Genomic DNA, 14,004 nt, shown 5'->3' on the forward strand with positions numbered 1-14,004 from the left:
GACAAAAGAAAATTGCAGCAAAGTCACGATAAGGGTCGCACGCACGAGCACCGGCGCCCCAAATGACTGTGAGTTCTGCTTATTGAGGCGGTACCGCTGAGCGTTGTGCCCGGCGTCGAAAATCACTGGGGGAAGTCCCCACCAGACGATTAAAAAAGCGATGAAAAGACGACTTGTTATTAAAGCCCGAGGCCAACAGCACATCCAGAATTGTCATATCATTGGCGGTAGGATCGGCCAATAAGCGCTTTGCCTCTTCTATTCGGTGCTGGTTAATAAACTCAAAAAAGCGAGTTCCCAAGTGGCGATTGATCGCATGAGAGACAGTACGCACCGGCAAACCAATTTTTTCGGAAAACTGATCGATATTGATACTGGGCTGTAAGTGCAACTTCTCGGTAGCAATGCCCTGCTCTATTACCTGTAAAACCTCATCAGAAACCGTGTGCTCTTCTTCCGAATGTGTTTCAGACTTCAAGCTGACAAAGCGACCAGTATAAATAAGACTAACGAAAATCAGGCCATTCATCAGCACAAAGCGAATAAAGTTGTGCGAGGTGCCGACCGTATCGGCAAATACACCGCCCACCAAGTCTGCACTAACCACCACCACAATCGACCAACTCCAGCTCACCAAAAAACACACACTCAGTACCACCATCCAGGTGGCCTCGGAACCCGGTAGGTGCGACATATGTTGTTTGGCTCGATGCATATAAAAATATAACGTCATTATCGAACAAATCGCGTAAATCACTGACAGTGCGCTGGATGCGTACCACAAAAAGCTTGCCAGCGTACTGATCGTGCTCCCGCCTAAGCGCTGCTGTAAATCAGAACTCATCAGGCCTGTCGCTAAGACCAGGGCAATCGCAATTATCGCCGGAATGCCATGGGCTAAATGAACTAACCGCAATGGCACACTGTTATAGAGCAAAGCGCGGACATAAAAATAGAACAGCGGCCCCCGAACAAAATGGCTAATACAGAAGGTCAACGGCAAGACACGTTCACGCACCTCCACAGAAACCGGAAAGTACGGATTCCACATAATAAGGTTGGTCACCATATCGATAACCACCGCGATTAAAAATGCCACTAACAGGTAGCTAGCGCGCTTACCAGAACCAGGTTGAGCGTAACGATACGAGGCAATCAACACCGCCTCAAAGACCGTGATGATCAAGAAGATATCATGGACATTAAAAATTCGTTCTTCCATAGGGGCGGGCTCGTTATTATTGGTTAAAAGTGGGCGCGATCCCTGCCACCGTCGGCGAAACTCTAAGTAGCTCAGGTTCAATTTTAAAGCGATTCAATAGCACTTTCCAGCGCAAATCAACACGGTTAATTTTTACAGACTCTACATCGCTAAAGAACGGGGTGTAGGCGTGCATTTTTCCTGCAAACAAATTACCTCCCGTTTATTAAAACAATCAAATATGAAATCGACTCCTCGAACTCAGCTCGTAGTTATGGGAGCGTTTCTAGACTTAAAATAAGCTTTCAATGTCACAGGAGCAGCTCTGGACGCCCCTCTCATTGACCGTTATAGTACTTCTTAGCCAACACAATTCGAGCAAAAATATGGACCAAAATCTTAAACGCATCGTAATACTCGGTGGTGGCAGTGCTGGCTGGTTAACAGCGAGTATTATTGCCGCCGAACACTGCAGTGCAAGCGCCACCGGCGTACAAATAACTTTGGTAGAATCGCCCGATGTCGCCACTGTCGGCGTCGGTGAAGGCACCTGGCCAACCATGCGCCAGACGCTCCGTCAGATTGGCATCCCCGAGAAAACATTTTTTCGCGAGTGCGATGCATCCTTTAAGCAGGGCTCCCGTTTTTGTGGTTGGGTAAACGGTACTGATAACGACATTTACTATCACCCTTTCGTATTGCCTGAGGGCTATCTAGAGAGCGACTTACACGGTTATTGGCAACGCCACGGCCAAGGGATCTCCTACGCTGATGCATTTACCGCACAAACCCACTTGTGCGAGCGCAACTTGGCACCCAAGCAAATAGCAACGCCAGACTATGCCGCCGTGGTTAACTACGGTTACCACCTAAACGTCGGTAAATTTGGCCAATTACTGCAGCGTCATGCCACTAAACACCTAGGTGTCAACCATATACTGGATCATGTTACCGCTGTTAACAGCTGTGACAACGGCGACATTCGCTCACTTAACACCCGTGATAACGGAGAGCTAGAAGCCGACTTATTTATCGATTGTAGTGGCAGTGCATCAATGCTGTTAGGCCAACACTTTGGCATTGGTTGGCGCGATTGCCGTCCATTCTTATTCAACGATCGCGCACTCGCGACCCAAGTCCCCTATCGTGACCCACAGCAGCCAATCGCATCCGCCACGGTTTCAACAGCACAACCCGAGGGGTGGATCTGGGACATTGCTCTGCCCACCCGACGTGGAGTGGGGCACGTTTATGCCAGTAATTTCACTTCCGATGAACAAGCGGAGCGATGCTTACGCAATTATATAGCGCGCGATTTAAGCGATAAAAAAGCCGAGCAACTAAACATCAAAGCGCTTAAGTTTGACCCCGGTCATCGCAACATTTTTTGGCACCGCAATTGTGTCGCTGTAGGCATGGCCGCTGGTTTCATCGAGCCACTGGAGGCCTCCGCTCTGGTTCTGGTAGAGTTGGCCGCCGAGATGATCCGCGATGAGCTTCCCAGAAGCCGAGAGATGATGGATTATGTGGCTCGAAACTTTAACAATAAGTTTCTCTACCGTTGGGAACGCGTAATCGACTTCTTAAAGTTGCACTATGTCCTGTCACAGCGCGAAAATGAATACTGGCAAGCACATCGCCAACCGGACTCTATCCCCGACTCTTTAACACAAAAGTTGAAACTGTGGCGTCACCGCCCACCCTCCGAGTACGATTTCGACCGGAAAGGGGAGGTATTCCCCTCCGCTAGCTATCAATATGTACTTTACGGCATGGGGTTTCACACCGAGCCGCGAAGCACCGATAAGCTTTCAGATAGTGACAAGACTGTAGAGCGATATCTATCAGATAACAAACGAAAACTGGATAAATATCTCAATGGTTTGCCAAGCAACCGTATGTTAATCACTCGCCTGCTACATTAAATCGTAAGCAGCGACACCTGTGACTACATCGCTAGGCACGGGTGGTTCCGCCAAAACTTTAATGCACGGTATCTTCAAAATTTGTCAAACCCCCGTTGCCCGCTGCATCACATAAAACCAGTCTTTGAGATTACGCCTGTCTCCTAACCAACGTAACAACTACTCCTGCCACCAGAAGTTCACTAATATATTTAGCGACTCTAATGCCTCTACATTATGCCACCAGCCAGCGGGCATATAGATAACATCGCCGGGATACAAGGTCGCGGATTGAGCCTTCTCCAAAGCAGACCTGAACTTGGGAAATGCCCCCAAATTTGGCGATTGAAGATTAACCATACTAACGACCCGCCCCGCTGGCGTCATGTCAGCAGGTCCCAAGTACAGGTTATCCTCTTGACCTGGAGGAAATATTGTAAATTTTCGGCTACCTGCCGCCACACAGGCAAAATTTTCTGAGTCGTCGTTGTGTGTAGCGACAACTGACGCATTACCCATCCAAATACTGGGGCAAACGGACGGGGGGAGAGTGGATATTCGCGTTTCCCGCTCTAAACCCGGAAGGTATTCGTCTATCTTTTTTGATCCGATGTAGAAAGTGGGAGCACTTGACTCTTCCGCTAGCGCCTCTAATATTTTTAGTGCCTCTGACAAATCACCATTCAAACGATCAAAGTTAAACCCACTTAAATCAGCCTTATAAAACAAACGCCCCTTTTGTGAAGAAGGCGCAATCATTGCCTGAAAAGGAAGACCAATATCGTAGGATAAAAGATAGCTCTTTAACTCTGGGAAACCTTTTAAACTTTTTTTAACCAACTCCCAATCGGACACTATATTTCGGGCCACTACCGGAACACCGCGGCTCTGATACGCCATTAACTCAGCGATTGAGCTACACTCTTTAATCTGGTGCATTATTCACTCTGCGCAGAAACCATACGTTTAACAACCTCACTTACTGAACCAATAGAGTGAAGGTGGGCATACGTCCAGCCGATCCAGCCTTTTTTATACCAGTCCAATATCTCTTCATCCGTTAATGCACCGTGGAATTCACTACCATCGACAACGTAGAAATCATCAAGCTTTATAGATTTTCCTTGCCTTTTAATTTCTATGTCCGACTTAACGAGGAGACCTTTTACCTTAAGTGCAAACGTATACTCCATTGTCAATTTATGGACAGCGTCAATTTGATCGAGATACTGTAAAACACCTTTAAGAAAATCTGTAGGCTCACCTAAATGATCGAATAGTTTTTCGCCTTCATTATCAGAAAAATGTGGCGCTGACTCATCAATCATTACAACGTCCCTGCCTTGTGCCAACGCAAACGGATATCGCTTGACAAACTCCGGGGTATAGAACCCGCTCCAGGACTCTCCCAACTGATGTCCTCCCGCCGTAAGCGCCAACAACGCGACTGGAATATAATGCCCTCCGGACTCAGCGAACATAATCGGAAAATCTCTACTGGCAGGAAAAAATTCATTTCCTGATAGAGGGACAGTGTTAATCTTAGATGCGTGAGAATAGCCCTGTTGTTTCTGAAAACGAAGATTCTGATGTGCATCTTTTGCCAATGGCACGGGCTTATTATAAAAAAGTAACTCTGTCATATCTAAATGCCTTAAATGTAATTAACCTAACTCCAAAAAGGAAGTTCTATTCCGCATCAAAATCAATAAAAATACTGGCCGTTAGTCGGCCTTTACGAGGATCCGCACAAACATCCTGAGACTCCGACAGCAAACCACAGTGCAGTAAATTTCCAGGGTAAATCACCAATCGATTACTCTTATACTTCACCTTACTGTAGCACTTAAACTGAGCAGAAGACTCGCCAATATAGGCAGGATCAGGAACTCCCCTAATCGCCATAAAAGACAGTACAGACTGCTTATACAAGTCTTTTCTGGCGTTGTCGACTTTCTCAAATCCTGTAGGAATATGCCGAAAGAATCCCGTCCCCCCAAAATCCCCATCATTTAAATAATGTAAAACGGCATAATAATGCTTTTTAGTGGTATCAAAGTGCGGAAGCCGTTGAGGAATCGAAAGATTTTTTTCAGCAACCGTTAAAAGAGAAAAGTAAGCCATGGTCACATTGAATGTAACATTCTCTGGAATACTGAATTCTCTTCGCAGCAGAGGAACACTAAACTGAACAACCAAGTCGACATACTCGTCAGGTAATATTGCCCTAACCCCAGGGTAACTAGTCTTACCGTCGGGTGTATAACCAGAAACCTCACAAGCGGAGTTTTTTAATGCATCAACATTACTGACAAAACCATCTACTACAATGACTTTAGTTTGCTCTTCCCCTACGGGGTTTATCTCAACCGTCGATTCTGAATCCAACTCTATCACGCTTCACACCATTTTCGATTTGCAATAGTAGTCAATAAATTCATGATGCTCTGGCAGCCGATCAACTTTTTGTTTTGCTGACTGGTTTGTATCCCGCATAAATTTTTCTAAAGATTCATCAGACATAGTGTCGACTACGGGGTGATAAGACTCCGGCATTAAGCCTTGCCCCATCATTACCTGAAGCCAAGATTCTTCGGCAAACAAATCGAGATCTTTTTTAAATATTTTTCCGGTTTCATTAAAAAGTTGTATTCGATGCGACAACGAGTCGGGAACGCTCATCCCCCGACAGTAGCGCCAAAAATCGCTATCATCTCGCTCTGTCACATGATAATGAAGGATAATAAAGTCTCGTATGCTTTCAACTTCATCGCGACACTGCTGGTTAAACTCATCGATTTGGCTCTGACGAACACCATCGGACGGAAAAAGCTGAACAAGCCTTGTAATTGCCCTTTGAATTAGGTGGATACTCGTAGACTCCAAAGGCTCTAAAAAGCCGCTTGAAAGACCTATAGCAACGCAATTTTTCTTCCAGTGCTGTTGTCGGGAACCGGTGGTAAACTTGATAACCCTGGGTTCATTACGAAGCTTTCCCTCTACATTCTGAGAGAGGTAATTTTTAGCATCCTCATCCGAAAGATAATCACTACAATAAACTAGGCCATTGCCTGCTCGGTCCTGCAATGGAATCCTCCACTGCCAGCCAAATGGACGAGCTATTGAGCGCGTGTAGGGTACAGGCTGGCCAGTCAGCTCGGTTTGCGCTGCGACGGCGCTATTACACGGTAACCAATGAGACCAATCATCATAGCCAACCTGAAGCGCCTCACCAATTAGCAGCGCCTTAAACCCGGTGCAATCAATAAATAGGTCGCCCTCAATGACTTCGCCCGACTCCAGTGACAATGATTGTATAGCACCGTCATCCGCATCCAAATTAACCTTGGCTATTTTCCCTTCTTTTCGAACAGCGCCGTATTTTTCGCTGACTTCACGAAGATACTTGGCGTAGAGACCCGCATCGAGGTGATAGGCATAATTGAAACTATTCTTAGGCATTATCGCAAACTTGCTTTTTCTCGCCGCAAGATGCTCTGCACAATAGTCACCATACTCAGACACTTCTATACCGCGTTTCTTGGCCCCCACCCAGAAGTGATGGAATTCTGCGGCCCAATTACTTTTGCCGGCAAACCCAAACGAGTGCACGTAGTCTTTGTCTATGTCATGCCAGCCCTCAAAGGAAATGCCAAGCTTGAAAGTCCCGTTGACGCGGGACATAAACTCCTTTTCACCTAAATCGAGGACTTTGTGGAAGTTGATAATCGGAGGAATGGTCGCCTCACCCACGCCAACAGTAGGAATAGCGTCAGATTCAATTAGCGTTAGATCAATTTTTGCTCCTAGAGACTTAGACACCAGCGCAGCCGTCATCCAGCCCGCAGTGCCTCCACCGGCAATCACGACTTTTTTTATTCTTTTTTTATTCACATTAATCTCCCAAATATACGTTCCACCCGGCGGCACTAGCGGCCAAAAATACTTGCCAAGTGCGCCTTAATCTTTTTAGCGATATGACGATTTCTAGCCCCCAGAATCCCAAGGATATTAGACGGGATATGGCGGTGATTCTCTTCTTTATAATCAAAAATATAATGATCAAACATACGCTTCCATACTTTTCTTTGATCATCCGGCAACCCTCTGAGACTCATTAACGCGTGATGCAAAACATACTCTGGATTACCCATGTAATCAGGGTAATTTCTCCACCAGTAGTTCACCAGTACGTTCAGATTTTCTTGGGACTTAACGTGATGCCACCACATACCCGGAATTAAAATAGCATCGCCGGGCTCGAGATCAACGACTATTTTTTTCTTAAGCGCTTTTTCATACTTAGGAAATCGCGTCAAGTCGGGGTTGTCAATGTCCACCATACTAATGGGCCGACCTGACGGCGTAATATCCAGCGGACCGACATACAAGTTCTCCAGCTGCTCAGGAGGGAACAATGTAAAGGTTCTTCTGCCGGCGACATTACACGCGATATTGTTAGGGCAGTCATAGTGCGCCGACACCACGCTTTTATTTCCCAACCATACGCTCACTAAAGGCTCTGAAACCCCCATAAGTGTTAGCGGGTTTTCACCTCGGAAACCAGGCAACCAGCTGTCAACGAGTGTTGATCCCACATAGTACATGGGCGAATCATGATCAGCCGACACTTCGCTCAACAGCTTTAGTACGTGCCTTAGATCGGCCTCCGACCGCTTGAAATTAAAACCGTCAAAGCTTGTGTTATAAAAAATTTTCCCGTTTTCTGAGGGTTCTGCCCGGTAATAGGTTACTGGGCGCCCACAATAGAATTTTTCAAGGTAAGCACTTAATTCAGTATTGGATGTATCGCCGCTTTTGACAACAGGCCAATCGGATACCAAGCCCTTTAAGAGCAGTGGCTTCCTAGAGTTTAAAATTTCCTCTGGGACACAATCTAGCCGACAATCACTTACCACTTGAATATTATTCATAGGAGACAGACCGTTATTAAACTAGACCTCCTAGTCTTCGAGTGCTTCCCTTTTACTTTTCAACAAAATCAACTTTTTAATGTTTCCCAGTGAGCCAATCGCCATGTAGATTGGCATCAGGTAGCCTTTTTCATTCAACTCGCCGAGCGCTTCACCACTTAACTTCGCCAACACATCCTCATTAATTGTGTAAAAACCCAGCATTTGAGCCTGACGCCCTGTCTCCAGGGTAATATCGAAGGTGACCGGCTCCAGCAGATCATAGCCGGACAGCACCTTGTCAAAATCATCACCCTGCTCGGCCCAAAGGTGAATCGTCTCTAGCGCCGAAGCCATATAATCCAGAAACTCCGTCGGCTCCCCGTGATCAGAGAAGAGGTTGCTTCCTTCGCTCGTGCTAACCCTGGGGCTGCTCATATCGATGTGCAGCACACGCTCAACACCGTCTTCTTTATTCTGAAAACCTATCTGAAAGGGTTGGCGCTGTATCATCAGCGGAACGTAAGATGCACCCCAACCGGAATCTTCAAGAAAGAGGTTCTCCCCCTCTTCAAAACCAAACAGGGCTACCGCAATAAACCGGTCAGTATCTCGTACCTTTTGAAACAGTATCGGGTAATGCGGCTGAAGGTGGCGAAACTCAAGTGGGAATGTTTGCGTTAGCATTACATTATCGCCAAAATCTTCCGACTTTCGCGTAATCACTTTCACGCCTTGGTGATCATTTTTATTTACCAACTCTACACTCATAGAATCTAATGCCTTTCGACTATTATTATCGGGGTCTGATTAGTATGCCCCTTCATTGCGCAAGGTTCCACCAGTACCGAGCAATATCCACACGCCAATGTTGCTGCATGGATTCTTGTACTAGTACCAGCCCAACGAGAGAGCCTACCGATCATTAAAAATACTAGAGACAAAAAAGCCGCTGATCAACAGCGGCTTTTTTGTGCGCTATAAACGCGTTACCACTTTACTCTTACATTTAGAAGGTATAGCGGGCACCAATATTATAACGTGGGCCCCCTGTGTATACGCCTCTGGTCAAGAGATCATTGCGACCAAACGTACGTGTATACTCGTCAGTTACGTTAAGCCCTTCAATGAAGACAGTAAAGTTATCATTGATGTCATAGCTCGCATTCAAGTCAACCTGGCTATAGGCCTCGACATAGGTCGGGTTGGCACCCGTGCCATCGCCTGTCGCAGACAAGAACTCGTCACGCCAGTTGTAGCTTACGCGCATCTGCAGACCATTCTTCTCGTAGAACGCGATGAAGTTGGCAGTGTCGCTCAAACCGGTCAACGCAAACTGTCCATTGACGATATCCAGGTCATCGAAGCTTGTGTCAGAGTCGGTAATTGTGTAGTTCGCTACAACGCCAAAACCAGTTTCCCAGAAGTTGTGCTGTACAGCAAATTCCCAACCATCAAATGACGCGTCTTCTTGGTTTACGAACTCAGTAACATTGAAGATGACGTTCGGATCACCCGGCAAACCCAGAACCCAGCTCGGCTCTTTGGTGAAGTCAACACCCGGCTCACCTGGAGCTGTGTTGTTAACAATATACTCGCGCACAGCGCCGGTGCTCCACTGGTTGTTCGGATCAGCCGCAACAGCCGCATCACGACGACTCCCTTGTGATGGGTCTGGCGCGTCAAACAGCTCTTCTGGGTTCACGGTAGAGCCAATAAAGTTCTCTACGTCTTTCTTGTAGTAACCGACAGAAACGTAGCTCGCATCGCCGTAGTACCACTCGACAGATAAGTCGATATTATCCGATAAGATGGGTTTTAGATTGATGTTGCCGCGAGTCGCGCCACCGCCAGGCGAACCTGGGAACATTGACTGAGGCGAAAGAGGACCACGACTTACAGACAAAGCACTCATCTCGTTCCACAATGGGCGACCTAAGCTACGTCCATAAGAAGCGCGGACTACTACGTCGTCGATGACATCCACGGCCAAATCAACACTTGGCAGGAAGTAGTCGTAACCACCTGTACCAACCGCTACCGGATCAACGGTGTAATCATCGGCCGTCAGCAGGTACATCTCATTACCGCCGATCCAAGCTACCTCACCAGTAAACTGATCTTCGATTGGCGTGGCGAATGAGCGGGTTTCAGTGTCTTCCCAGCGTACACCCACAGACGCGCGAGTGCGCATGCCGGCAATATCTGTGTCCGCGTTAAGTTGTACCCAAGCGCTGTTTGAATCTTCCTCAATGATACGAACATCATCTGGGGTCGGGTTCATACAGTAATAGGTGCTGCCATTGGCGCAGTTCGAGAAGCCGCCGCCGTCATCCAGGTTCTCTGCGGCGTATTGAACAACCTTATCGAAGTCCGCTACAAATCTAGAGGCCAGCAGGTTCTCGTTGCCAGTACCACTTACATTATCAAAGTAGCTGGCAATGTCGTCCATAGTGTAGCCATCCATCGGCACATCACCCGGGTTACCCAGACCACCCCAGGTATCACGCTGGTTATTAGCAAACGTTGAACGGTTGCTCTGCTCGATGCTCGACACACCAAAGTCCATATCGAAGACGTCGTTAAACTCAAAGTTACCGTTAAACTGGAACTGGTCGATTTCGTGAACCATCCGTGCATTACGGAACGAGCTACCGGTAATTTGCAGGTCTTCAAGCTCAGGAGTCTTGGATACACCCACATTGAGTACCGGGAAGTCTTCACCCAAGTACACGGCAGATGAGTCACGTAAGAATGCTGAAGTAGTGATAACGTTGCTGTTACCATACGGGCTGTTTGGCTTGGACTCAGCTTCTGAGGAGTGGGCATCGAAACCCAGAGTCAGACGATCAGACACGTTCCACTCGATATTAAAGCCAAGCGAATCGTTGGTATTGACGCTTGAGTTGTAACCAGAGCCAAAGGTCAAGTCCGCACCGTTAAGCCCGAACTCCTCGTACATATAAGGCGCTTCAACGGCACCAGCGCCATTGTCAGTCCAGGAGGTGCGACGATTGGCACCAAAGTTAAACCACGCACCCACATCGGAGAACTTAGCAGACTCTTCTTTTTCTGCGTAAGTGTAATCCAGAGTCGCAACGATGTTATCGGTTGGCGCGTACTGCAACACTAACTGACCATTCAAGCGCTCGCGCTCGTACTCATTAAAGCTGTAGCCAGTCTGCTGGGGCACACCATAAATATCGCCATCTTCAGGGCTGGGCGGGTTGGTGTGGAAGTCCGTGTCCTGCAGATTGGGAATCGACCCCCAACCTTCAGCACCGGCCTCAAAATAGCGCCAACCGGTACCGATCTCGGCATTCGCATTGCCGCCTTCGCGTTTTTGATAGCTCATAGACAAACCTATGCCGAACTTATCATCCGCAAAGGTGTTGCTATAAAGCCCAGAGACCTCTGGGGTCAAACTCGGATCGGTGGCTGAATCGTCGTAGACGCCTTTAACCCCAACAGAAAGCTGCTGCCCGGGATTATCAAAAGGACGCGCCGTTTTAACATTGACGGTACCACCTACACCACCGGCGGGAACAGCCGCACGGACGGTTTTGTAAACCTCAACCCCGCTAACACCCTCTGAGGCAATATTGGAGAAATCGAACGAACGAGAGCCAGAAACGCTGGTTGCCTCAATGGTCGAGCCCGGCATCTGACGACCGTTCAGGGTAACCAAAACATAGTCAGGGCCAAAACCGCGAATGGAGACTTTCGAGCCTTCACCGTTGCTACGGTTAATCGACACACCGGTAATACGCTGTAGCGATTCTGCCAGGTTGGTATCAGGGAATTTACCAATGTCCTCCGCAGAGATGGCATCGACAACACCTTGTGAGTCTCGCTTGATATCCATAGAACGCTCGAGGCTGGCACGAATACCAGTGACGACTACCTCTTCGAGCATTTCGTCATCATTTTGCGCATGGGCAAGATTTGCCGCCCCAGCGATTGTGCACGATGCAACCGCGGAGGCGATGAGATTTCTTCTAAACTTGTGTTTGGTCATCATGAAGCTGATCCTCAAAAACATTTATTTTTATAGCTGGCCAACGTGTGCTGGCCCATCCCTAGCCAATATCGCGCAGTGCCGCAAAACCGTCGTCCCACTTTGACAGTGAGCGATAACATGGCGAGTCTCACTTTGCCTAACCCAAAGCGGGACACATAAATTCCTTTAAATTCAAACAGTTATCTTATATTACAATTAAGACAAGAACGAGCAAAAAAATACGTGGGACGCAGGCTCGGCAGCGTAAAGTTGGGGTTTGGCAGCCATAAAGCACGCGCTAAAGCCTCTTTCTGCGGGCCAGAAACACCCAGCCGGCGATTCATTTGCTCCCCGATAATGTTGTACTTTGTGCGGCAGGACACATAAAAACGCAGCGAATCTAAACAGCCAACAACGCATTTTATCGGTACCCGACAGACGCCAGTGCGAATGACACTCTTACCTAACAAATAGATAGTGCAGCGCCTTGGTATCCCGTGAACTTGCGTTAGCTCGGTGGCGCTTACAGAACCGCTCCCAGGCAAGGGAGTCTTATACTCAGGCAAGTCAAAGATTTGCGAGCGTGTTCAGGCGGCATTAAGTTAGCCGCGTTACACTGGTGCCAGGCCTAATCCCGTTAAGGCCAACACACATTAGGGCCTACGCTACCTTAGGCACTTGGAGGCCATTATGAAGCCCATTAAAACCACCTTGCAGCGCGCTCTTGCCGGCGTGTTACTACTGTTTTCCTCACTGGCTTGTGCCGAAAACACCTTTAGCGACGAGAAGCTGCAACAGCTGCTGGCGCCCATCGCGCTATACCCAGACACAGTGCTTACCCACGTATTGATTGCCACGACCTATCCGCTGGAGATTGTTCAGGCGGATCGCTGGGCCAAACAACACCAAGGGCTGACGGGTGAAGAGGCGATTAACCGCGCCGATAACGAGCCCTGGGACCCAAGCGTTAAAGCGCTGCTGGCGTTCCCGGACTTACTCGACCGACTAAGTGAGGACTTACTATGGTCGCAAGAGCTGGGGGAGGCCTTTTTAGCCGATGAAGAGCGAACCTTAGAGGCCGTACAAGTACTGCGCCAGCAAGCTTGGGATAACGGCAGCTTACAAGAAATGGAACACCAAACGGTGGTGCGCGAAGAAAAGCAAATCGTGATTCAGCCGGTACAAAGGGAAGTGGTTTACGTTCCCTATTACGATACCCGTACGGTCTACGGCTCGTGGCGCTGGTCGGCGTACCCACCGGTCTATTGGCCCCACCCACCTAGGTATCGCAGTGGTTTTTACTGGGGCGTATCGGCCCCCGTAGGTGATTGGTTTTACTTTAGTGGCTTTTATTGGCCCAGCCGCACTGTGGTAATTAACGTCAACCGGCCTTACTACTATGGCTCACACCGGCGCTACGGCTACCACCGAGAGTACACCCACCATTGGCGGCACGATCATACCCACCGCCGCAATGTACGCTACCGCCAAGCTTGGCAGGGAGCACGGCCAGTACAGCCCGAGCGCGGCCGCGCTATCAGTGATCGCCAGCGCGAGCAAGTCACCCGTCAGCTGCGCCATCACTCCAGCCGTTTAAATGCCGTTGGTGGCGGCAATGTCACCCGCGCGCCCCACAATGCTACTCGCAACGTGCAACCGCGGGCCGAATCACAAGCCCCTCGCCGGCAGCCAACAGTTCGCAATAACAACGGCGCAGTGCGCTCGGGCACTGAGCGTGTCACCCCGCGCGCTCAGTACCAACAGCCTAATCACTCTGTGCGAACACAACAGAGCCCTCGTGCCACCCCATCCACCATTAAACGCAGCCCCACCACCAGCCGCCCGGCCTACAGCGGCTCGCCGCGCACCATTGAGCGCCGCGCCGCCCCTAGCCACAACGCTGGTGGCAATCGGGCGGCGACTCTGCGGCGCGCACCCAGCAATGGCGGTGCTAGCCGCGGAGGGAGAATCAGAGATTAACGCGCA

At 48.8% G+C, this 14,004-nt stretch carries 11 protein-coding genes; 2 read left to right on the plus strand and 9 right to left on the minus strand.

Annotated elements, in window-relative coordinates:
- Positions 1-79: 79 nt before the first annotated feature.
- A complete protein-coding gene (locus ACGHAD_RS16185) occupies positions 80-1,222 on the minus strand; it encodes a helix-turn-helix domain-containing protein (RefSeq protein ID WP_339616753.1) in 1,143 nt (380 codons plus the stop codon).
- A 16-nt stretch (positions 1,223-1,238) separates the two neighbouring features.
- The gene (locus ACGHAD_RS16190; protein ID WP_382414754.1) at positions 1,239-1,412 is read right to left on the minus strand and encodes a hypothetical protein; all 174 of its coding nucleotides are present in this window, start codon (positions 1,410-1,412) and stop codon (positions 1,239-1,241) included.
- A 175-nt stretch (positions 1,413-1,587) separates the two neighbouring features.
- Here ACGHAD_RS16190 and ACGHAD_RS16195 point away from each other — a divergent pair, with 175 nt between their 5' ends.
- On the plus strand, positions 1,588-3,126 hold the full coding sequence (locus ACGHAD_RS16195; protein WP_382414752.1) for a tryptophan halogenase family protein: 1,539 nt from the start codon (positions 1,588-1,590) through the stop codon (positions 3,124-3,126).
- 159 nt (positions 3,127-3,285) lie between these two features.
- Here ACGHAD_RS16195 and ACGHAD_RS16200 read toward each other — a convergent pair whose 3' ends face one another.
- From ACGHAD_RS16200 to ACGHAD_RS16230, 7 genes are all read right to left on the minus strand, one after another.
- Positions 3,286-4,044: a cupin-like domain-containing protein gene (locus ACGHAD_RS16200; RefSeq protein WP_339616751.1), complete on the minus strand. Its 759-nt coding sequence runs from the start codon at positions 4,042-4,044 to the stop codon at positions 3,286-3,288.
- Positions 4,044-4,748, minus strand: a complete 705-nt coding sequence (locus tag ACGHAD_RS16205; protein ID WP_382414750.1) for a SapC family protein — start codon at positions 4,746-4,748, stop codon at positions 4,044-4,046. Before ACGHAD_RS16205 ends, ACGHAD_RS16200 begins: the two co-directional genes overlap by 1 nt.
- Before the next feature lie 46 nt (positions 4,749-4,794).
- Entirely contained in the window at positions 4,795-5,502 is a 708-nt protein-coding gene (locus ACGHAD_RS16210) for a DUF6445 family protein (RefSeq protein ID WP_382414748.1), read from the minus strand.
- 3 nt (positions 5,503-5,505) lie between these two features.
- Positions 5,506-6,999, minus strand: coding sequence for a tryptophan halogenase family protein (locus ACGHAD_RS16215; RefSeq protein WP_382414746.1), 1,494 nt, complete (start codon positions 6,997-6,999; stop codon positions 5,506-5,508).
- A 35-nt stretch (positions 7,000-7,034) separates the two neighbouring features.
- Positions 7,035-8,039, minus strand: a complete 1,005-nt coding sequence (locus ACGHAD_RS16220; protein WP_339616747.1) for a cupin-like domain-containing protein — start codon at positions 8,037-8,039, stop codon at positions 7,035-7,037.
- Between the two features lie 30 nt (positions 8,040-8,069).
- Positions 8,070-8,789 carry a SapC family protein gene (locus tag ACGHAD_RS16225; RefSeq protein WP_339616746.1) on the minus strand — a complete coding sequence of 240 codons (720 nt, stop codon included), beginning with the start codon at positions 8,787-8,789 and terminating at the stop codon, positions 8,070-8,072.
- Between the two features lie 238 nt (positions 8,790-9,027).
- On the minus strand, positions 9,028-12,039 hold the full coding sequence (locus ACGHAD_RS16230) for a TonB-dependent receptor (RefSeq protein WP_339616745.1): 3,012 nt from the start codon (positions 12,037-12,039) through the stop codon (positions 9,028-9,030).
- 669 nt (positions 12,040-12,708) lie between these two features.
- On the opposite strand from ACGHAD_RS16230, the gene ACGHAD_RS16235 reads away from it, so the two are divergent.
- A complete protein-coding gene (locus tag ACGHAD_RS16235) occupies positions 12,709-13,998 on the plus strand; it encodes a DUF3300 domain-containing protein (RefSeq protein WP_339616744.1) in 1,290 nt (429 codons plus the stop codon).
- Positions 13,999-14,004: the final 6 nt, after the last annotated feature.

The organism is Gilvimarinus japonicus (assembly GCF_042847215.1).
Lineage (GTDB): Bacteria > Pseudomonadota > Gammaproteobacteria > Pseudomonadales > Cellvibrionaceae > Gilvimarinus > Gilvimarinus japonicus.

Excerpts from the sequence above, each read along its gene's own strand:
- ACGHAD_RS16235 (WP_339616744.1), top strand. The coding sequence starts at position 12,709 with ATGAAGCCCATTAAAACCACCTTGCAGCGCGCTCTTGCCGGCGTGTTA.
- ACGHAD_RS16220 (WP_339616747.1), bottom strand. The coding sequence starts at position 8,039 with ATGAATAATATTCAAGTGGTAAGTGATTGTCGGCTAGATTGTGTCCCA.
- ACGHAD_RS16195 (WP_382414752.1), top strand. The coding sequence starts at position 1,588 with ATGGACCAAAATCTTAAACGCATCGTAATACTCGGTGGTGGCAGTGCT.
- ACGHAD_RS16230 (WP_339616745.1), bottom strand. The coding sequence starts at position 12,039 with ATGATGACCAAACACAAGTTTAGAAGAAATCTCATCGCCTCCGCGGTT.
- ACGHAD_RS16185 (WP_339616753.1), bottom strand. The coding sequence starts at position 1,222 with ATGGAAGAACGAATTTTTAATGTCCATGATATCTTCTTGATCATCACG.
- ACGHAD_RS16205 (WP_382414750.1), bottom strand. The coding sequence starts at position 4,748 with ATGACAGAGTTACTTTTTTATAATAAGCCCGTGCCATTGGCAAAAGAT.
- ACGHAD_RS16200 (WP_339616751.1), bottom strand. The coding sequence starts at position 4,044 with ATGCACCAGATTAAAGAGTGTAGCTCAATCGCTGAGTTAATGGCGTAT.
- ACGHAD_RS16225 (WP_339616746.1), bottom strand. The coding sequence starts at position 8,789 with ATGAGTGTAGAGTTGGTAAATAAAAATGATCACCAAGGCGTGAAAGTG.